17 protein-coding genes and 1 pseudogene are annotated in these 18,929 nt (G+C 64.1%); 11 read left to right on the top strand and 7 right to left on the bottom strand.

Going from position 1 to position 18,929, the window contains the following annotated elements; all coding sequences use genetic code 11:
* The first annotated feature begins 13 nt into the window (after positions 1–13).
* Positions 14–565: a carboxymuconolactone decarboxylase family protein gene (locus tag MHX52_RS05655; protein WP_035006035.1), complete on the top strand. Its 552-nt coding sequence runs from the start codon at positions 14–16 to the stop codon at positions 563–565.
* Here the strand turns inward: MHX52_RS05655 and MHX52_RS05660 are convergent.
* Positions 562–1,713, bottom strand: a complete 1,152-nt coding sequence (locus MHX52_RS05660; RefSeq protein ID WP_239317050.1) for an HNH endonuclease signature motif containing protein — start codon at positions 1,711–1,713, stop codon at positions 562–564. The genes MHX52_RS05655 and MHX52_RS05660 overlap by 4 nt on opposite strands.
* A gap of 160 nt (positions 1,714–1,873) precedes the next feature.
* Between MHX52_RS05660 and MHX52_RS05665 the strand changes: the two genes are divergently transcribed.
* Entirely contained in the window at positions 1,874–2,509 is a 636-nt protein-coding gene (locus MHX52_RS05665; RefSeq protein WP_239317052.1) for a DUF5808 domain-containing protein, read from the top strand.
* On the opposite strand, the gene MHX52_RS05670 is transcribed toward MHX52_RS05665, so the two are convergent.
* Genes MHX52_RS05670 through MHX52_RS05680 form a run of 3 tightly spaced genes read right to left on the bottom strand, consistent with a single transcriptional unit; the run spans position 2,501 to position 5,765 of the window.
* Positions 2,501–3,340 carry an SDR family oxidoreductase gene (locus MHX52_RS05670; protein WP_239317055.1) on the bottom strand — a complete coding sequence of 280 codons (840 nt, stop codon included), beginning with the start codon at positions 3,338–3,340 and terminating at the stop codon, positions 2,501–2,503. The genes MHX52_RS05665 and MHX52_RS05670 overlap by 9 nt on opposite strands.
* 18 nt (positions 3,341–3,358) lie before the next feature.
* Positions 3,359–4,747, bottom strand: a complete 1,389-nt coding sequence (gene mtr / locus MHX52_RS05675; RefSeq protein ID WP_370642222.1) for a mycothione reductase — start codon at positions 4,745–4,747, stop codon at positions 3,359–3,361.
* The gene (locus MHX52_RS05680; protein WP_239317061.1) at positions 4,722–5,765 is read right to left on the bottom strand and encodes an alpha/beta hydrolase; all 1,044 of its coding nucleotides are present in this window, start codon (positions 5,763–5,765) and stop codon (positions 4,722–4,724) included. The genes mtr and MHX52_RS05680 overlap by 26 nt, the downstream gene beginning before the upstream one ends.
* A 117-nt stretch (positions 5,766–5,882) precedes the next feature.
* On the opposite strand from MHX52_RS05680, the gene mqo reads away from it, so the two are divergent.
* Positions 5,883–7,355: a malate dehydrogenase (quinone) gene (gene mqo, locus MHX52_RS05685; protein WP_080971965.1), complete on the top strand. Its 1,473-nt coding sequence runs from the start codon at positions 5,883–5,885 to the stop codon at positions 7,353–7,355.
* Here mqo and MHX52_RS05690 read toward each other — a convergent pair.
* The gene (locus MHX52_RS05690; protein WP_370642223.1) at positions 7,352–8,722 is read right to left on the bottom strand and encodes a protein adenylyltransferase SelO family protein; all 1,371 of its coding nucleotides are present in this window, start codon (positions 8,720–8,722) and stop codon (positions 7,352–7,354) included. The two genes, mqo and MHX52_RS05690, sit on opposite strands and share 4 nt — an antisense overlap.
* On the opposite strand from MHX52_RS05690, the gene cobA reads away from it, so the two are divergent.
* The gene (gene cobA / locus MHX52_RS05695) at positions 8,721–9,452 is read left to right on the top strand and encodes a uroporphyrinogen-III C-methyltransferase (RefSeq protein ID WP_239317065.1); all 732 of its coding nucleotides are present in this window, start codon (positions 8,721–8,723) and stop codon (positions 9,450–9,452) included. The genes MHX52_RS05690 and cobA overlap by 2 nt on opposite strands.
* Here the strand turns inward: cobA and yaaA are convergent.
* Positions 9,449–10,174, bottom strand: coding sequence for a peroxide stress protein YaaA (gene yaaA / locus MHX52_RS05700; protein ID WP_035006019.1), 726 nt, complete (start codon positions 10,172–10,174; stop codon positions 9,449–9,451). The two genes, cobA and yaaA, sit on opposite strands and share 4 nt — an antisense overlap.
* 69 nt (positions 10,175–10,243) lie before the next feature.
* On the opposite strand from yaaA, the gene MHX52_RS05705 reads away from it, so the two are divergent.
* Positions 10,244–12,034 (top strand): proline--tRNA ligase, encoded by a 1,791-nt coding sequence (locus MHX52_RS05705; RefSeq protein ID WP_239317067.1) that lies wholly within the window; start codon positions 10,244–10,246, stop codon positions 12,032–12,034.
* Here MHX52_RS05705 and MHX52_RS05710 read toward each other — a convergent pair.
* Entirely contained in the window at positions 12,000–12,923 is a 924-nt protein-coding gene (locus tag MHX52_RS05710) for a twin-arginine translocation signal domain-containing protein (RefSeq protein ID WP_239317069.1), read from the bottom strand. The genes MHX52_RS05705 and MHX52_RS05710 overlap by 35 nt on opposite strands.
* A 48-nt stretch (positions 12,924–12,971) precedes the next feature.
* On the opposite strand from MHX52_RS05710, the gene rimP reads away from it, so the two are divergent.
* From rimP to MHX52_RS05740, 6 genes and pseudogenes are all read left to right on the top strand, one after another.
* Positions 12,972–13,547 (top strand): ribosome maturation factor RimP, encoded by a 576-nt coding sequence (gene rimP, locus MHX52_RS05715; protein WP_035006012.1) that lies wholly within the window; start codon positions 12,972–12,974, stop codon positions 13,545–13,547.
* Between the two features lie 9 nt (positions 13,548–13,556).
* The gene (gene nusA / locus MHX52_RS05720; RefSeq protein WP_035006009.1) at positions 13,557–14,570 is read left to right on the top strand and encodes a transcription termination factor NusA; all 1,014 of its coding nucleotides are present in this window, start codon (positions 13,557–13,559) and stop codon (positions 14,568–14,570) included.
* Between the two features lie 33 nt (positions 14,571–14,603).
* Complete coding sequence (locus MHX52_RS05725) at positions 14,604–14,948, top strand: YlxR family protein (protein WP_080722722.1); 345 nt, start codon at positions 14,604–14,606, stop codon at positions 14,946–14,948.
* 140 nt (positions 14,949–15,088) lie between these two features.
* Entirely contained in the window at positions 15,089–17,848 is a 2,760-nt protein-coding gene (gene infB, locus MHX52_RS05730) for a translation initiation factor IF-2 (RefSeq protein ID WP_049050470.1), read from the top strand.
* A 53-nt stretch (positions 17,849–17,901) separates the two neighbouring features.
* On the top strand, positions 17,902–18,327 hold the full coding sequence (gene rbfA, locus MHX52_RS05735) for a 30S ribosome-binding factor RbfA (RefSeq protein ID WP_034986324.1): 426 nt from the start codon (positions 17,902–17,904) through the stop codon (positions 18,325–18,327).
* Positions 18,327–18,881: pseudogene (locus MHX52_RS05740) on the top strand (MATE family efflux transporter); the annotation flags it as partial. The gene rbfA and the pseudogene MHX52_RS05740, both read left to right, overlap by 1 nt.
* Between the last annotated feature and the right edge of the window lie 48 nt (positions 18,882–18,929).

Genomic DNA, 18,929 nt, shown 5'->3' on the forward strand with positions numbered 1-18,929 from the left:
ACCTCCCAAAAGTATGGGAGACAAAACTACACCGCTGGGCCCCGGCCCCGCTCAACGTTCTGAACACCTGCGCCGCCTCGGCCCGTTCGGCGCCTTCGCCACGCGCGTGGGCGCCCGCGTGACCAAAAAGAAGAACCTCGGAGTGTTCGCCACCATCGGGCGCGCCCCGCGCCTGTTCTTCTTTTGGCTGCTTTACGGCGGCTCGATGATGCCCTTCGGCTACCTCTCGCGCGTCGAAACCGAAATGATCATCCTGCGCGTCGCCTATCTGCGCGGCAGCGCCTACGAAGCCGACCAGCACCGTGCCCTCGCGGCAAAGGTTGGGGTCAAGGATATTGACGCCCTATTCCAGCCCGACCACGGCCGCACCGGTCGCCACGGCACCTTGCTGGACGCCGCCGAGCAGCTCGTCCGCGACCGTGGGCTTTCCGCCGACATGGCTCAGCGGCTGCGGGATCTGCTGAGCGAACGCGAGCAGGTCGCGTTCGTCATGTTGGTCACCAACTACGACGGCCTGGCCACAGCGTTGGACGTCATGGGAGTCCCAGTAGACGAGCCGCGTTAGGCAACCCTCCTGCGATTCGCCGCGCGCTGGGCGAAGGTTTCCCGCCCCAGCGGCCCGTTGGGTGCCGTCATGACGGTGTGCCCGTCGCCGTGGCTGGTCCAGGTCTCGTTGCCGTTCGGGTGGATGGTGACGTCCCAGGAGCCAGTCGTCTTCGCATTGTGGTGCTTGGCGCAAAGGCAGTGGAGATTTGACGTGGCCGTAGGCCCTCCTGCCTGCGGATTTTCATGGTCGTAGCGCTGCACGTGATCCAACTGGCACTTGTGCGCGGGCACCGAGCAGCCAGGGAAGCGGCACGTCCCGTCGCGGCCTTCCACGCCAGCGCGCACCAGGGGTGTAGGGGAGTAGCCCTCGTTGCTCGCGGCTCCCGGGATCTGGACGTGCGTCACCCGTTTCATCCACTCCGGCGTGGCCAGCGAGCTGAGCCAGCCCCCTGCAGCCCAGATCTGCGAGTCCGGTTCGTCCACACTGCGGTACAGGTTCAGCGTTACCTCCGCCGTGGTCTGCCTGCGCACGAGCTGCATCAGCGCCTCGGCGCGGGAGCAGGAATTGCTCTTGGCCACACTGTTGACCGCTTTGAGCATCTCGAGCCCCTCGAGCTTAGGTAGCGTCAAGAAGAAAACAGTGGTGGTATCGGGCCGATCGTCGATGTCGAGGCGTGCGGAAGAACCCGTATCCGCATCCTTCGGCTCCTCCGGCAGCGCTTGTGGATCGTGCTTGCGAATCACTTGCTCAATCCGGCTGCGGATGGTTGCTCTGGCCAGCATGGCCTGGTTCGGGACGGTCGGGGAGATGGCCTTAAAAATTTTTTCCTCGAAGATTTCGGGGACGTCTTCTTTGACGGGGCTGAGGCATTCGGCCATGCATCGGAGCAGGTCAAGCGAGTAAGCGCCGGTGCGGGCCAGCTCGAGGATGCTAGGGAAGCGGCGGAACATGTGGCCGATCTCGACTAGCGTGAGCGCGCGGTACTCCGTTAGCCCCAGGCGCACGGCCAGGCGGGTGGATACGTCGATGACGCAATCGTTCATCTCGGGCGTGCAGGCCACGGCGAGGTTCACGTGCCCGCGGTTAACTTCGCACGCGGCTGCGCTTAGTGGATCGTTCGGGTCGGTGATGCGCCAGCAGGGTGTGGTGGTGGAATGCTCGAACATGGTCTTTCCCCTTATTGCCTGTTCGGAGGTGGTTTTGTGGTGTAGCCAAAAAATTTTTCCCGGCTTGTGCGTGCAGTATATAAACCGCTTCGGACAACCCCCTTGCACAGAAGTAGAATTAATCGAACACCTGGCACCAGAAAAATTTTGAGGAACACCGATGAGAACAGCAAACCGCACGTGGGCGCTCATTTGGGCGGCGCTGGCGCTGCTTAGCCTGGCGGCCGGGTACGTGGCCGCGCGGTGGGAGGACATTCCGGAGCGCTTCGCGACCCACTTTGGTACTCGCTTCGAGCCGGACAGCTGGAGTGACAAGACCGTGGGGTCGGTATTCCTACCGACGATATTTGGTGCGGTATTGGTGCTGTCTTTCGTGCTGATAGCTGCGGCGATACTGCGTTGGAAGCCCTCGCATGGTTACACGGCGATGTGGCTAGCCGTGATGAACCTTACGCTGGCCATCATGTTCGCCAGCCTGCAGGTTGTGACCGTGCTGCACACGAACTGGGTAGCTCCAGTCATGGTCGGTTCGCTGGTGCTGGTGCTAGGGTCTAGCCTCGCGATGGTTGTGGCGCTGGCGAGGAATCAGAACAACACCCCGAACCCGAGCGCGAGCGCCGAGGAGCACTACAAGTGGGGCATGTTCTACTACAACCCGGACGACCCGGCCGTGCTGGTCGACAAGAGGGTCGGGGTGGGCGTGGACTTCAACTATGCCCACTGGCAGGGCAAGGTGTTCGGCATCTTTGTCGTTCTGGTGCTACTCGGCTCTATCTCGTTGCCCTTTTTACTTTGACGCCCATCGGAACCCAGCGTTAAGCGCCTTCATCACGCCCTTGTAGGCCCACGGGGCGTTGACTTGCGCCCACCGGGCAACAGGGATGTCCCCGCTGGTGTTGATGAGGTACTTGCCCTTGTCCACGCCCTTCAAAATTTTTTGAGCCGCCTTGGCGGGGCTTACGGCGTGGCCCTGGAACAGCGAAGTTGCCTTCTGGATGCGCTTCTTGGAGCGATCCACGCCGTGGATGTCGATGGTGCGAACCAGGGGAGTGTCCACCGCTCCCGGGGCGACGGCGTGCACGTCCACGCCGAAGGGTGCCAGGTCGAAGCGCAGCACCTCGCACATGCCCAGCACGCCACCCTTGGAGGCGGAATAGGCCGCGTGCCACGGCAGGCCGATGATGCCCGCGGCGGACGAGACGAACACCAGCTTCCGGCGGTCGCGGCGGCGCCGGCGCACAGGCTGGTCCTCCATCATCTTGGGCGCGAAGGCCTCCACCATGTGCACGGAACCCATCAGGTTCACATCGATCACGCGCTGCCACTTTTCGTGGGGCATCTGGCGCACGTCACCCCAGATGGCGATGCCGGCCACGTGGTGTACCTGGTCCGGGGCGCCGTGGGTAGCGACCACGTCGTCCGCCCAGGCTTTCACGGCTTCCACGTCGGTGACGTCCACGGTGCGCTGGTCGGCGACGGTACCCCCGCGGTTGGTGATGTCGCTGGCAGTAGTGGCCAGGCCCTCCGCGTCGCGGTCGCTGACGGCCACTGCATAGCCGCGTTCAGCTAGTTGCAGTGCCACCTCCCGGCCGATACCTGAGGCTGCTCCGGTGACTACTGCAAACATGGCGAGAAAGCTCCTTTGTTAGTTTTCGAAATCTAACCCAAGTAGGGCGTTCTCGACCAATTCTGTCAGAGCGGGGTGGGGCCAATACTGTTTTTCGGCGAAATCGCGGGCATTAATTCCGAAAGTCATGGCGGTGACGAAGCACTGGATCAAAGAGCTAGCCTCCGGCCCGATGATGTGCGCGCCGAGGATCTCGCCGGTGCTGCGGTCGGCGATGACCTTGCAGAACCCGGTGGTGTCTTCCATCGCCCAGCCGTAGGCCACGTCGCCGTACTTCTGGATCTTGACGGTGAGGGGGCGGCCGGTCTCGCGCGCCTCCTGCTCGGTCATGCCCACCACGCCGATCTGCGGGTGCGTGAACACTCCGCTGGGGACCACGTCGTGGTTGAACTTTCGCAGGCCATCGGGGTGAGCCAGGTTGTGCGCCACCACTCGCGCCTCGGCGTTGGCGACGTGCTTGAGCTCGAAGTCATTGCACGCATCGCCCAGCGCCCACACGCCGTCGGCGCTGGTGCGGCCGTACTCGTCGACCTCGATTCGGCCGTATTCTTTGGTCTTGACGCCACCCGTTTCGCAGTCCAACGTGTCCGAATTGTTGACGCGCCCCATCGCGACGAGGACCTCCTCGCCGGTAACGGTAGTTCCATCGTCGAGGGTCAGGCAGATCTGTCCGTCGGCGGTTTCTTCGGCGGTGGTGATGGTGCGCCCCAGGTGGTTCGTCCACTGCCGCTTGGCTTGGGTGGTGAAGGCTTCGGAGATGTCGGCGTCCAACTTCCGCAACAGCTTGTCCGAGCGATTGATGAGCGTAACCTGCGTGCCGAGGCCAGAGAACATGGCGGCGAACTCCACGGCGACGATGCCGCCGCCGACGACGATGAGGGACTTCGGCAGTTCATCCAGGCGCATGATGTCCTCGTTGGTGCGGTAGCGCACGTCGGCGAGGGCGGGGTGAATGCGCGGGCGGCCGCCGGTGGCGAGCACGATGTTGGCGCCGGTGATGGTGGGGCCGTCGTCGATCTGCAGCGTGCGGGGGCCAACGAAGCGGGCGGTGCCTTCGAAGAGGGTGATGTTCGGGGTTTCGTCTCCCGCGCGGTAGGCAGCGCCGCTTTGACTGATGGGATCGATACGGTCGGCGAAGACGCGGCGCTGGATGTCCTTCCAGTCGACGTGCTGGAGCTCGCCAGTGAGGCTCAGGCGGGAGGCTTCGGAGAAACTGCGGGCAACGTCGGCGGTGTGGACGAACATCTTGGTCGGGATGCAGCCCACGTTGATACAGGTGCCGCCGAAAGTGCCCTTCTCCACGATGGCGATCTTCTGGTGCTCGTTGGCGGGGCTGGGCAGGGAGTTGCCAGAGCCGGTGCCGACGATGATGAGGTCGAAATCAGGCACGGTGAACCTTCCTTTCATTGAAGACGTCGCTAAGCCACTCGTCGGTGGCGGCGAAAGCCTTAGCACGAACTTTGGGGCGGGAGAGGAACACGTCGTGCAGCGCGCCTTCGATCACGATGGTGGTGGACAGGGAAGAAGCGTTGGAGGCCTGCTGCCACATCTGGCTCGGCATGAGGATGAGGTCGGCGTTGTAGGACTCGCGGGACAACTTCTTGGAGAAGTGATGGGTGTGGCTGGTCAACAGTAGCGTGGGCACGCCCGTGTCACCCTTACCGGAGTGGAGGCGGCGGATCTCCCGGGCCACGCCCAGGAGCCACTGCAGATGCTTCGGGCGGGGCTCCAGGGGCTTGAGGCGCAGGTTGTAATTCCACTCGCCGGCCTCGGTGACGTGCAGGGACCGGCCGTAGGTCGGGTTGATCCCGCCGGGTAGCAGCATGTTGGGCCGCAGCTTGTGGACGACCGGCAGCACGCGGTTGATAACGAAGCGAACGGCCGGGTTGAACTGCAGGCCAAACCACGGCGAATTCAAAACGATGGCGGCGATGGAATTGTGGAGGGGGGAACCGGCGTCAAAAAGGCGATGAGCCCACATTGTGACGTCCAACCCGCCGGTCGAGTGCCCAACAGGAACGACCGCGGCGTGGGCGGCGGCGAGGAGGGACGTGGCGGTGGAGAGATCGACGTCGTAGAGGGACTGATCGCTGACGTGATGCCAGGTTTGCCCCTCGCGCCAGGAGCGACCGCACTTGCGCAGATCCAGGCCATAGACGGCAAAGCCGGAGTCGTGAAAATGGCGGGCTACATGGTCCTGAAAGAAATAGTCCGTCATTCCATGGACAAAAAGCATGGCGGGGCGAGAGAAAAAGGAATCGTCGGGCGCATCCGGGCAGTAACGCACCAGGGTGCAACGAATGGGGGACTCGCCATCCGGGTCGTCGCCCAGCTCGAGGAAGCATTGGCCGAAGCCTTCGCCCAGCTCATCGGGCAAAAACTCGAGATCGGCGGCGGAGGTAGGGAGTGCGGGGCTATTAGGCATGTACTCATGCTAGCGCCACGAACAGGCAAAGAACATTGAAACATTGGCCTATAGGCGTAGAGTAAATATGACACAATAACGGTCTGACTTTTTCGCCTTTGAAGGAATGAATAGATAGTGGCACATAAAGATTCTGTGGACGTTGCACTAATTGGTGCGGGTGTTATCTCCACCACCCTGTCCGTCATGCTGAAGCAGCTGCAGCCGGACTGGAGCCAGGTGATCATCGAGCGTCTGGACACCCCTGGTGCGGAATCCTCCGACCCGTGGAACAACGCTGGTACCGGCCACTCCGCGCTGTGCGAGCTGAACTACACCCCCGAGGTCAACGGCAAGATCGACATCTCCAAGGCCGTCGGTGTGAACGAGAAGTTCCAGGTCTCCCGCCAGTTCTGGAGCTACCTGGTTGAGCAGAACGTGCTGGGCGACCCGTCTGAGTTCATCAACAAGGTTCCGCACGTCTCCTTCGCACAGGGTATGGACCAGGTGGACTACCTGAAGGCCCGCTACGAGGCGCTGAAGGACCACCCGCTGTTCCCGAACATGCAGTACAGCGACTCCGACGAGAAGTTCGCCGAGTTCCTGCCGCTGATGGCCCGTGGCCGTGACTTCAACAACCCGGTTGCGATCTCTTGGTTCGACGAGGGCACCGACATCAACTACGGTGCGCTGACTCGCCAGTACCTGGACGCCGTCACCGCTCAGGGTGTCGAGGTTCGCTACGGCAACGAGGTCAAGAACATCAACCGCGACGGTTCCAAGTGGAAGATCACCACCAAGAACCTGCACACCGGTGACACCTCCGTTATCACCGCGAACTTCGTCTTCGTCGGTGCCGGCGGCATGGCTCTGCCGCTGCTGCAGAAGTCCGGCATCCCGGAGATCAAGGGCTACGGCGGCTTCCCGGTTTCCGGCCAGTGGCTGCGCTGCACCAACCCGGAGCTGGTGGAGCAGCACCAGGCCAAGGTCTACGGTAAGGCTTCCGTTGGCGCTCCGCCGATGTCCGTTCCGCACCTGGACACCCGTGTGATCGACGGCAAGAAGGGCCTGCTGTTCGGTCCGTACGCCGGCTGGACTCCGAAGTTCCTGAAGAAGGGCAGCTACCTGGATCTGTTTAAGTCCCTGCGCGTGGGCAACCTCCCGTCCTACCTGGGCGTGGGCGTGCAGGAGATGGGCCTGACCAAGTACCTGATCGAGGAGGTGCTGAAGGACCAGGCAGCCCGCGTGGAATCCCTGCGCGAGTACATGCCGGAGGCACGTGCCGAGGATTGGGAGCTGGTCACCGCCGGCCAGCGCGTGCAGGTCATCAAGCCGATCGGCGCGCCGAAGTTCGGCTCCCTGGAGTTCGGCACCGCGCTGATTAACTCCAACGACGGCACCATCGCCGGCCTGATGGGTGCTTCCCCGGGTGCGTCCATTGCACCGTCCGCAATGCTCGAGGTTCTGGAGCGCTGCTTCGGCAACCGCATCGCCGACTGGGCTCCGAAGCTGAAGGAAATGATTCCTTCCTACGGCACTCGCCTGGCTAAGGATGCCAACCTGTTCAACGAGCAGTGGGATCGTTCCCAGAAGGCCCTAAAGCTGGTCTAAGTACCGCAGTAGGTCGTGAACTCGGCTTCCCCGCGCGGCACCGCCGCATGGAGGCCGAGTTTTTCGTATTTGTCGTTCCATTCGAAGGGGCTACGTAGCGCCTCGAGCGCCAGTAGGTAGCGGCTGAGGTCACCCGCCTCGGCCTGCTCTAGCGCGGCCTGCATGCCGTGGTTGCGGGGCAGGTAGATGGGATTGCGCGGGTGGGGGTCCTGGGCCGTCCAATGTTCGGTCCACTCGGCGGCACCCGGAGTGTTCTCTAGACCCTGGGGGATCTCGCCCGGGTTCAGGTTGGCCAGGAGAGCACCGTAGTCGGGAGCCGCTACCTGCAGCAGGTCAAGCAACTGTTCGGCGCAGTCCGGGGCTCCGAGAGCGGCCGCCATCTGCTCGTCCCACGCCGCGGCGTACTGCGGCTGGAAGCGCTGCAAGCGCTCTGTAAGATTTTTGACGCCCTCATCTACCAGCGGCACGAGCGCCTCAGCCAGGCGCGCGAGGTTCCACATCATGACGGCGGGCTGCTGGGCGTATGCGTAGCGGCCACGGGTATCGATCGAGCTGTACACCGTGTCGGTGGCGAAGTAATCCATGAACGCGCACGGGCCGAAGTCGATGGTCTCCCCGGAAATTGCGATGTTGTCGGTGTTCATCACCCCGTGGATAAAGCCGAAGCGCATCCAGCTGGCGACGAGTTCGGCTTGGCGGGAAACGGTGGCGTCAAAAAGATCGAGCGGCGACGTGCCTTGGGGGAAGTGGCGAGCGAGGATGTAGTCGACGAGGCGTTCGGTGACCTGCGGGCCCATGAGCGCGGCGTATTGGAAGGTGCCGATGCGGATGTGGGAGCTGGCGACGCGCACCCCGACCGCGCCCGGGTGGAGGCGGTTGCGCCGCACGGTGTGGCCGGTGGAGAGGACAGCCAGCGAGCGGGCGGTAGGGACGCCCAGGGCGTGGAGGGACTCGGCGAAGGCATACTCCTTGAGGGCGGCATCGAGGGGATAGTGGCCGTCGCCTCCGCGGGAGAAGGGGGTGCGGCCGGTGCCCTTGGCGTGGATGTCCCAGACTTTGCCCTGGGGATCCGTGTGCTCAGACAGTAGGAGGGCGCGGCCATCGCCCATGCGCGGGTTGAACTGCCCGAACTGGTGGCCGGCGTAGCCGAGTGCATGGCCGCCGTTCTGGCCGGTGAGGAAGGCCATGCCCTCGGGGCTGCGGAGCCACTGCGGATCCAGGCCCAGCTCGGCGGCGAGGGGCTCGTTGAGCACGAGGATCTGCGGGTCGGGGAATACCTCCCCGGTGCAGGGGAGGGCGAGTTCCGGGAATTGCTCGGCAAACGTATTCATGGTGTTGCCCATTGTAGGGGTAGGCTGAATTGCCATGAGTGACACAGGGAAAGTGGTGCTGATCGGCGGCGGGCCTGGGGCATGGGACCTGATTACAGTGCGCGGGATGCGCGCGCTGCAGGCAGCCGACGTGATCCTGACCGATCACCTGGGCCCCACCAGCGAGCTGGACAAGCTGTGCGACGTGGAGGCCAAGGAGGTCATCGACGTGGCGAAGCTGCCGTACTCCCGGCAGGTCAGCCAGGAAAAGACCAACGAGCTGCTGGTGGAGCACGCACGGGCGGGCAAGACCGTTGCCCGGCTCAAGGGCGGGGACCCGTTCGTGTTCGGGCGCGGCTTCGAGGAGGTGCAGGCGTGCGCTGCGGCGGGTGTGCCCTGCGAGGTTATCCCGGGCGTGACCAGTGCCGTGAGCGTGCCTGCGGCCATCGGCGTGCCCGTGACTCAGCGGGGCGTGGTGCACGCCTTCACCGTCGTATCCGGCCACGTGGCGCCGGATAACCCGAGCAGCTTGGTGGACTGGCGTGCGCTGGCGGCCTCGGGGGCCACGCTGTGCGTGATCATGGGCGTGCGGAACGTGGCCGCGATTGCCGCGGAGCTGCAGGCCGGGGGATTGGCGGCCGACACGCCGGCCGCCGTGATCCAGGAGGGCACCACCGACCAGCAGCGTGGGTTCCGCTGCACACTGGGTACGCTGGCCGAAACTTTCGAAGCCAACGAGGTCGGCTCGCCGGCGGTGTACGTGATCGGCGAGGTCGCGGGCCTCTAGACGACGAGGGTGAGCTCCGTGGAGTCTTGCTCCACGGTGAAGCCGGCGGCGCGGGCGATGTCGGCAACCTCCGTGGCGGTGGTGCCGCTGGGATCCTGAGCCAGCGCGCGAGCGAGCAGGCCCTTGTAGTGCTTGTTGAAGTGGCTGACGACCTTGCGGCTGCCATCGGGTTGCACGGATTCCACCCGCACAGTCACCGCAGTCTTCAGCTTGCCAAGCTGCTGGTAGGCCCCGGAACGTAAGTCCACCACCAGGCCGTGTTCTTGCTCAGCGCGCTGCAGCGCCTCGGTGATAGCAGAACCCCAGCGCTTCTTCATGGTGGTGCCGGGGGTGAGCTTAGTACTACCCGAAAGCCGGTAGTGGGGGATCGGATCCCCGCCCATGACCAGGCCATACAGTGCTGAGCCGATGGCTAGGTGGGGCGTGGTGGCGTCAGAAAGAGAAGACACATCGAGCGCATCGTAGAGCACGCCCGTGTAACGGCGCAGGGCCGGCATCGTCGGGGCGGTGCGCAGCACCTGATTGGCCTCGACCTCGCCGCGCAGTTTCTCGGAAAGGCCCAGGACCTGCATGGCGGCCTCCGGATCTTCGGTGCACAGAGCGACCAGATCGCGGGTGAGCTCCTCGCGGATGGGGTCGAGTTCCGGGAAGTGTAACGGCTCCCCGGCGGGCAGCGAGCCACCGGGAGCCTTGGTTTCGGACGGAGGAAGCACGATCAGCATTCCCACAGACTAGCTAAAACCCCTACCAAACGACACAAGTCAAAGGGCGAAAAGGTAAAGTCATGACTCATGATTACTCGGATGTCACAACTATTCTTGCGCACCCTGCGTGACGACCCCGCAGACGCAGAGGTGCCCAGCCACAAGCTGCTGGTACGCGCGGGATACATCCGCCGCGTTGCCCCCGGCGTGTACTCGTGGCTGCCGCTCGGCCTGCGGGTGCTTCGCAACGTCGAAGAGGTCGTACGCGAGGAGATGAACGCCATCGGCGCGCAGGAGATTTCCTTCCCCGCGCTGCTGCCGCGTGAGCCCTACGAGACGACCGGCCGCTGGGTCGAGTACGGTGATGCGCTGTTCCGCCTGAAGGATCGCAAGAACGCGGACTACCTGCTGGGGCCGACGCACGAGGAGATGTTCACCTCGGTCGTGAAGTCCGAGTACAACTCCTACAAGGACTTCCCCGTGATCCTGTACCAGGTGCAGACGAAGTACCGCGACGAGGAACGCCCGCGCGCCGGCATCCTGCGCGGCCGCGAGTTCATCATGAAGGATTCCTACTCCTTCAACATGGACGATGAGGGGCTGGAGGAGTCCTACCAGCTGCACCGCAAGGCCTACCAGAACATCTTCGACCGCCTGGGCATCAAGTACGCGATCTGCTCTGCGACCTCTGGCGCTATGGGCGGCTCGGCATCCGAGGAGTTCCTGGCTGTGGCCGACACCGGCGAGGACACCTTCGTGCGCTCCACCGAGAGCGACTACGCCGCGAACGTCGAGGCGGTAGTGACGCAGGTCCCGCCGGCTCAGCCGATCGAGGGCCAGCCGGAGGCCAAGGAGTACGAGACCCCGGACAGCGAGACCATCGAGGCGTTGGTGGACTGGGCCAACGACGAAGGCATCACCATCGACGGCCGTGCCGTGGAGGCTGCGGACACGCTGAAGTGCATCGTGATCAAGGTCAACGACCCGACGCTGGACGAAGAGGGCAAGCCACGCGGCGAGTCCCTGGCCGGCGTGCTGGTGCCGGGCAACCGCGAGGTAGACATGAAGCGCCTCGAGGCGGCCATGGAGCCCGCGCAGGTGGAGCTGGCCGAAGAGGCGGACTTCAAGAAGCACCCCTTCCTGGTCAAGGGGTACGTGGGGCCGAAGGGGCTGGCTGCAAACGGTGTTCGCCTGCTGGCCGACCCGCGTGTGGTGGAGGGAACCTCTTGGATCGCCGGTGCGGACGCTAAGAACCGCCACGTCGTGGGCCTGGTCGCAGGGCGCGACTTCACCCCGGACGGCTTCGTGGAGACCGCCGAGGTGCTCGAGGGCGACCCGTCCCCGGACGGCAAGGGCACCCTGACGCTGGCTCGTGGCATCGAGATTGGCCACATCTTCCAGCTGGGTCGCAAGTACACCGAGGCCTTCGACGTGAAGATTCTGGACGAATCCGGTAAGCGTTCCGTGCCGACGATGGGCTCCTACGGCGTGGGCGTGTCCCGCCTGGTGGGTGTGATCGCCGAGCAGATGCTAGACGATTCCGGACTGCGCTGGCCGGCGTCCGTCGCGCCCTTCGACGTGCACGTGGTGATCGCCAACAAGGACGCCGCCGCAGGCGAGGCCGCCGTGGAACTGGTGGAAACCCTGTCCAACGATGGCCTGGAAGTTCTCTTCGACGACCGTCCGAAGGTTTCCCCGGGCGTGAAGTTCAAGGATTCCGAGCTCCTGGGCATGCCCCTGGTGGTCGTGGTTGGTCGTGGCTTCGCCGACGGCAAGGTGGAATTGCGCAACCGCCTGACCGGAGAGACCTACGAGGTCGACTACACCGACGCGCTGCCGGAGGCTAAGCGGGCTCTCCGCGGAGAGGCACGTCCTTAGGGTCCTTGCCCTGGAGCCGCTCGAGGGCAGCTTCGCCGCAGGCGGTGGTCTTTAGCCAGTCGGCGGCGTAGGCGACTGCCTTCTCGTTGACGGCCAGCTCCGTGATACGGCGAAGCTGGGTGCTAATGGGCAGCACGGTGGGGTGGAAGTACTCCACAGCATCCGACTTCCCATCGGCCTCGCCCTGCGTGTATCCGGGTTCGGGGGCGGGGATCTCCGCGCCCAGCTCTTCCAGGACGTCATCCGTGAGGTCGCGTAGCACGCGCAGCTGATCGGCCAAGGATTGGATCTGCGAACGGGTCTTGTCCTCTGGGCTCTTGGCCAGCGCGACGCCCGAGGCGTAGATCGCGCCGTAAGTTAGCGTCAGCAAGGAACGAAACTCCGCTGCCACATCGACATCCGGGTTAGAAAAGCCCTCGACGACCTCAGTGCTGACCTCGGTGGGGTGGTTAGGACGCTCGTTGTCGCCGGCGGCCTTGTAGGCGGCGAATAGCCCGGCGATGAGGGAGGCCTGTGCGCCCAGCTCGCTTGTGAGGGCGCGATCGTAGGCCTTTTCCAGGGAAACAGCTTTCCTGGGTGCGTTCTTGGTCTCGGAAATTTTTTCTTGGCAGCCCTGGGGCGCGTTGCCCTCGCTATCAGTGCCGCATTGGCGCAGGGCTTCCTCCGTGACCAGGTCGTACTGCATGCCGAGGAATCCGGACCACTTCTTCGCCCGCTTGGCCTGAAAATTTTTCTGAGCACTGCGCAGCGCCGTGGCGAGGTCGATGAGCTGCTCGTTTGCTTGTGGCTCCTCGCCGAACTCGCAGGCGGAGATCGCCAATCCGGCGCCTAGAAGCGTGCTGGCTCCCAGGAAGCGGCGACGGGTGAGGAGAGGGCGAGAGCTGGTCATATTCATCAAGACTAGGAGTCTACTAGAAGCCAGCTGCTGCTAGACTGCATGGTCATGGCATTTCCAAACAAGGAGCAGCTCGAAGACTCGCTGCGCGGATTGGTAAAAGAGTTCGGACTGGTGATCGAGGACATCAAGATCACGAAGGCTGGAGCGAAGTCCGCCATTCGGATCGCAGTGGATACCGCCGACCCCCGCGCCGAGCGCCCGGATCTGGACCAGTTGGAAGAACTGAGCCGCGAGGTATCGAAGCACTTGGATGACGCCGAGGCGGCGGGGGAGATGAGCTTTGGGGCCGGATACACCCTGGAGTTGACGACGCCTGGCGTCGATTTCCCTCTTCTGGAGCAACGCCACTGGGTGCGCAACATCGGGCGCCTCGTGCGGCTGGCCGACGGGGTGGAGCGCATCGCGCAGGTAGACGGCGACGATGTCGTTTTGATCACACCAGATAAGAAACAGCCCAGCGTGCGCCGCGTGCGATTCGCAGATGTAGCTGGTGCGGTGGTAGAAGTGGAATTCTCACAGGCACCCGCCGCCGAGGTCGATCTTGTCGGATTGGCTATTGACGCCTACGGGTTGCCCCGTGCAGAAGATCAGCAGGATAGTCCGGCGGAAGACTAGGAGTAACAAGTGAATATTGATATGGCCGCGCTGCGTGCAGTCGAAAAGCAGGAGTCGGTGGATTTCGACGACCTGCTGGAAGGGGTTAAGCGGGGGCTGCGGGAGGCGTACCGGGCGAAAAGCCACTTCACCGGTCCGGTCGATGTGGACATCGACCCGATTAGTGGCGAGGTGACCATCTACCAGGTGGAAAAGGACGAAGAGGGGAACGTCACCGGGCGCATCGACGACACTCCGAAAAATTTTGGTCGCGACGGCGCGCTGGCTGTGCGTGAAGCCATTCGCTTCCGCATCAACTTCGCTCGCGTGCAGAACCGCTACGACGAGTACGCCGAGCTGCGCTACCGCGTGGTTTCCGGCGTGGTTTCCGCCGATGCCCGCGCCAACGAGCGCGGTGTGACCATCGTGCACCTGGGCACCGAGGCGAACGGCCAGGACGGGCAGATCCTGCCCGCCGAGCACATCCCCGGCGAGGAGCTGGAGCACGGTATGCGTGTGAAGGCCTTCGTTACGGACGTGATCAACAACGCCAACCGCATGGTGCAGATCAACCTTTCCCGCACGCACCCGGAGCTAGTTAAGGGACTGTTCGCCCTGGAGGTTCCGGAGGTTGCCGACGGTTCCGTCGAGATCGTCTCCGTGGCCCGCGAGGCGGGGCACCGCACCAAGATCGCCGTGCGCTCGACCGTCAAGGGGCTGAACGCCAAGGGCGCCTGCATCGGTCCGCGCGGCCAGCGAGTGTCCAACATCATGCAGGAGCTGGGCGGGGAGAAGATCGACATTATCGACTACTCCGAGGACCCGGCTACTTTCGTCGGCAATGCGCTGTCGCCCTCGAAGGTCGTCAGTGTGAAGGTGACCGACCCGGAGATGCAGATCGCCCGCGCCGTCGTGCCGGACTATCAGCTGAGCCTCGCCATTGGCCGCGAGGGGCAGAATGCCCGTCTGGCCGCACGCCTGACAGGGTGGAAGATCGACATCCGTTCGGAGACGGACGCCGCAGCGGAGGACACGCCCAGTTAACTGTTTCGGGGGCCGGCGCGATACACTGGACTGGTGGTATTCCATGAGTGTCCCACAAGCAAGCACCTTCCGGTGAGGACGTGTATTGCAACGAAGCAGGTGATGGGAATAGATCAGCTGTTGCGTTGCGTTGTGCGGAAAAGCGCGGAAGGAGCCAAGGGTGAACTCCAGGTTGTCCCCGATCCGGGTCGGAAACTTCCCGGGCGAGGCGCATGGATCACCCCCACAGTGGAGGCATGGGAAATCGCCGTGAAACGCAGGGCCTTTGGCCGTGCGTTGAGGGTATCCGCCAACGTGGATGCAGACCCTGTACGTGAATACATCGTCACACTGCCAGTGACAGTGACAAGTAAAGACGAGGAAGTTACGTCGACATGAAGAACAATCAACCCTGATGAGCACGCGATGAAGCAGCATCAGCGATGAGTATCTACAAGTACGGGAGTCGTAAGTAGCCCGGCTGCAGGCGCACCTGCACGCTAGAGCGCACTACGGCTCCGCAAACATGAAGGAGAGTAGTGGCCGGAAAGCTACGCGTACACGAGTTGGCCAAGGAACTCGGAGTGACGAGCAAGGAGTTGCTCGCCACCCTGAAGGAACAAGGCGAGTTCGTTAAGACCGCTTCTTCGACGGTGCAGCCGCCCGTCGTGAAGAAGATGAAGAAGCACTACGGGGTGGGCGAAGAGTCTGCCAAGGAAGGTGCAGCTACCCCGAAGCCCGCAGCAACGCCGGGGCCGAAGCCTGCCGCCAAGGCAGCTCCGAAGGCCGCCGCGAAGCCGGGGCCGAAGCCCGGACCCAAGCCGGGTCCGCAGCCAGTGAAGAACACCAACCCGGTTGCGGGCGCTGGCACCAAGCCCACCTCCTCCGTGAAGCCTGGCGAGAAGCCAGCTCCGAAGCCCGGTGCCAAGCCGGGCCCGAAGCCGGGCGGTGCCAAGCCGGGGCCCAAGCCGGGTCCGAAGCCCGGTGGTGCAAAGCCGGGCCCGAAGCCAGGTGCCAAGCCAGGGCCGAAGCCGGGCGGTCGCGCCCCGCGTGTGGCCAACAACCCGTTTTCCTCCAGCACTCCGGCCGAGCGCCCCGCACCGCGTCCGCGCGGTGGGCAGGCAGGCCCAGGCGACATGCCGCGTCCGGGTAACCGCCCGGGTGGGGCCAAGAAGTCGGGTCCGAAGCCAGGCGCTAAGCAGGGCGGCGGCCGCCGTCCGTCGCCGGCAATGATGCCGAGCCACCCGAACCCGGCCCAGATGCCGTCGAAGTCCGACAACTTCGGCGGTGGCCGTGGTCGCGGTGGACGTCACGGTGGCCCCGGCGGTCCAGGTGGCCTGGGAGGCCCGCGCGGTGGACGCGGTGGGCGTCGTGGCGGCACCGCAGGTGCATTCGGCCGTCCGGGTGGCGCACCGCGTAAGGGGCGCAAGTCGAAGCGTCAGAAGCGCAACGAGTACGAGGCAATGCAGGCGCCGAGCGTCGTTGGCGGCGTGAAGCTGCCTAACGGCAAGGGCGCGAAGATTCGCCTCGCTCGTGGTGCCTCCCTGATGGACTTCGCAGAGAAGATCCAGGCGGATGCGGCAGCACTGGTTCAGGCACTGTTCAACCTGGGCGAGATGGTGACCGCTACTCAGTCGGTCTCCGACGAAACCCTGATGCTGCTCGGCGAGGAAATGGATTACAAGGTCGAGGTCGTCTCCCCCGAGGACGAGGACCGCGAGCTGCTGGAATCCTTCGACCTGCAGTTTGGTGAGGACGAGGGCGAGGACGAAGACCTGGCCCAGCGCCCGCCGGTGGTTACCGTCATGGGTCACGTCGACCACGGTAAGACCCGCCTGCTGGATACGATTCGTAAGGCCAACGTCGGTTCCGGCGAGGCCGGCGGCATCACCCAGCACATCGGTGCTTACCAGGTCTCCGTGAACATGGAGGGCGACGACCGCCTGGTTACCTTCCTGGATACCCCGGGTCACGAGGCGTTCACCGCCATGCGTGCCCGTGGTGCGAAGTCCACCGATATTGCGATCCTGGTGGTCGCCGCGGACGACGGCGTGATGCCGCAGACCGTGGAGGCGATCAACCACGCCAAGGCCGCCGACATTCCGGTCGTGGTCGCGGTGAACAAGATCGATAAGGAAGGCGCCCAGCCGGACAAGATCCGTGGCCAGCTGACCGAGTACGGTCTCATCCCGGAGGAGTACGGTGGCGAGACGATGTTCGTGGACATCTCTGCAAAGCAGGGAACCAACATCGACCAGCTGCTGGAATCCGTCCTGCTGACGGCCGATGCATCGCTGGATCTGCGCGCTAACCCGGATATGGACGCACAGGGTGTCGCCATTGAGGCACACCTCGACCGCGGTCGCGGTCCGGTCGCGACGATCATCGTCCAGCGCGGTACCCTGCGCGTTGGTGACTCCATCGTCGTTGGTGACGCCTACGGCCGCGTGCGCCGCATGATCGACGAGCACGGCAACGACGTCAAGGAAGCCGGCCCGTCCCGCCCGGTCCAGGTTCTGGGTCTGACCAGCGTGTCCGGTGCTGGCGATAACCTGCTGGTTGTCGACGAGGACCGCACCGCCCGCCAGATCGCGGACCGCCGCGACGCCCGCCGTCGTAACGCGCTGGCAGCACGCAGCCGCAAGCGCGTCTCCCTGGAGGATCTGGATGCGGTGTTGAAGGAAACCAACACCCTGAACCTGATCCTGAAGGGCGACAACGCCGGTACGGTCGAGGCCCTGGAGGACGCGCTGCTGAAGATCGAGGTCGACGACGAGGTGGACCTGAACATCATCGACCGCGGTGTTGGTGCTGTGACGGAGACCAACGTCAACCTTGCAGCGGCCTCCGACGCAGTGATCATCGGCTTCAACGTCCGCGCAGAAGGCAAGGCCACCGAGGTGGCCAACGCCGAGGGCGTGGATATCCGCTACTACTCGATCATCTACAAGGCGATCGAGGAGGTAGAGGCAGCGCTGAAGGGCATGCTGAAGCCGATCTACGAGGAGAAGGAGATCGGTACCGCGGAGATCCGCCAGATCTTCAAGGCTTCCTCCGTCGGCCTCATTGCAGGTTGCATGGTGGAGACCGGCAAGGTCCGCCGCAACGCCCAGGCACGCCTGGTGCGCGACGGCAACGTCGTGGCGGAGAAGGCGACTATCGAGTCGCTGCGCCGCGAGAAGGACGACGTCACCGAGGTCTCCGCAGGTTACGAGTGCGGTATGGTGCTGTCGTACCCTGACATCCAGGTCGACGACATCATCGAGGTATTCGAGCTGGTCGAGGTGCCGCGCACCTAAAAAGTCGCGCACCTAAACTGTCTAGTGTCCAAGGTCTTGTAAAGGAGAAGTTAATGGTTGATCACGCGCGTGCCGCGCGCATGGCCAAGCGCATTCAGCAGATTGTTGCCACGGCCATCGAGCGGCAGATCAAGGATCCGCGCCTGGAGTTCGTGACGATCACGGACGCGCGCGTAACCGGCGACCTCCACGACGCGACGGTGTTCTACACCGTGCGCGGTAAGACCGTGGACGCAGAGCCGGATACGGATGCGGCGGAGGCAGCGCTGGCTAAGGCAACGGGACAGTTGCGCAAGATCGTCGGCGATCAGCTGAGCGTGCGCTTCACCCCGACCTTGAGCTTCAGCTTGGACACAGTTCCGGAGGCTTCCGCGCACTTCGAGGAGCTGCTGGCTCGCGCGAAGGCCCAGGACGAGGCTCTGCGTGCGCAGTCCGCGGGCGCCCGCCCGGCGGGCGACGAGGATCCGTACAAGTCGTAGTGACTGCTCCCGCTTCTACCGGCCAGGCCGATGCCCGCACTATCTTGGGGCTGGCCTGGCCGGCTCTCGTTGTATTGGCGGCCACGCCGTTGTACCTGTTGCTGGATACTGCGGTCGTTGGCCGCCTGGGTGCGGCTGATCTGGCCGCGCTGGCTGCGGGCGCGACGGTGTTGGGTACCGTTACTACCCAGCTGACGTTCCTGTCCTATGGCACGACCGCCCGCGCCGCGCGGCACTACGGTGCCGGCCGCCGTTCCGACGCGATCTACGAGGGCGTGCAGGCGACGTGGGTTGCCCTGGCCGTGGGCGCGCTGTTGGCCGGCGTTGTTTTCGCCTTCGCCCCGGCGATCATGGGCTTCTTTTCTAGTGACGCCACCGTCGTCTCCGAGGCCACGAAGTGGATGCGGGTGACGTGCGCGTCGATCATCCCGGCGCTGTGCACCATGGCGGGCAATGGTTGGCTGCGGGGAATGTCCAACACGAAGCTGCCGCTGTGGTTCACACTCGCCGGGGTGATTCCGATGGCGGTAATAGTCCCGCTGGCGGAAGGCCGCGGCAATCGCATCGTCTAGTTCTACGACATGGCGCTTGCGGCGTAGGTG

The organism is Corynebacterium sp. ACRQJ, from assembly GCF_022346045.1.
GTDB classification, from domain to species: Bacteria; Actinomycetota; Actinomycetes; order Mycobacteriales; family Mycobacteriaceae; genus Corynebacterium; species Corynebacterium evansiae.

Coding starts and splice junctions, on each gene's coding strand:
- MHX52_RS05670 (WP_239317055.1), bottom strand. CDS start 3,340: ATGTTTGCAGTAGTCACCGGAGCAGCCTCAGGTATCGGCCGGGAGGTG.
- MHX52_RS05680 (WP_239317061.1), bottom strand. CDS start 5,765: ATGCCTAATAGCCCCGCACTCCCTACCTCCGCCGCCGATCTCGAGTTT.
- MHX52_RS05660 (WP_239317050.1), bottom strand. CDS start 1,713: ATGTTCGAGCATTCCACCACCACACCCTGCTGGCGCATCACCGACCCG.
- yaaA (WP_035006019.1), bottom strand. CDS start 10,174: ATGCTGATCGTGCTTCCTCCGTCCGAAACCAAGGCTCCCGGTGGCTCG.
- MHX52_RS05665 (WP_239317052.1), top strand. CDS start 1,874: ATGAGAACAGCAAACCGCACGTGGGCGCTCATTTGGGCGGCGCTGGCG.
- rimP (WP_035006012.1), top strand. CDS start 12,972: ATGGTCATGGCATTTCCAAACAAGGAGCAGCTCGAAGACTCGCTGCGC.
- mtr (WP_370642222.1), bottom strand. CDS start 4,747: ATGAAAGGAAGGTTCACCGTGCCTGATTTCGACCTCATCATCGTCGGC.
- MHX52_RS05690 (WP_370642223.1), bottom strand. CDS start 8,722: ATGGCAATTCAGCCTACCCCTACAATGGGCAACACCATGAATACGTTT.
- MHX52_RS05655 (WP_035006035.1), top strand. CDS start 14: ATGGGAGACAAAACTACACCGCTGGGCCCCGGCCCCGCTCAACGTTCT.
- MHX52_RS05705 (WP_239317067.1), top strand. CDS start 10,244: ATGATTACTCGGATGTCACAACTATTCTTGCGCACCCTGCGTGACGAC.
- cobA (WP_239317065.1), top strand. CDS start 8,721: ATGAGTGACACAGGGAAAGTGGTGCTGATCGGCGGCGGGCCTGGGGCA.
- MHX52_RS05710 (WP_239317069.1), bottom strand. CDS start 12,923: ATGACCAGCTCTCGCCCTCTCCTCACCCGTCGCCGCTTCCTGGGAGCC.
- rbfA (WP_034986324.1), top strand. CDS start 17,902: ATGGTTGATCACGCGCGTGCCGCGCGCATGGCCAAGCGCATTCAGCAG.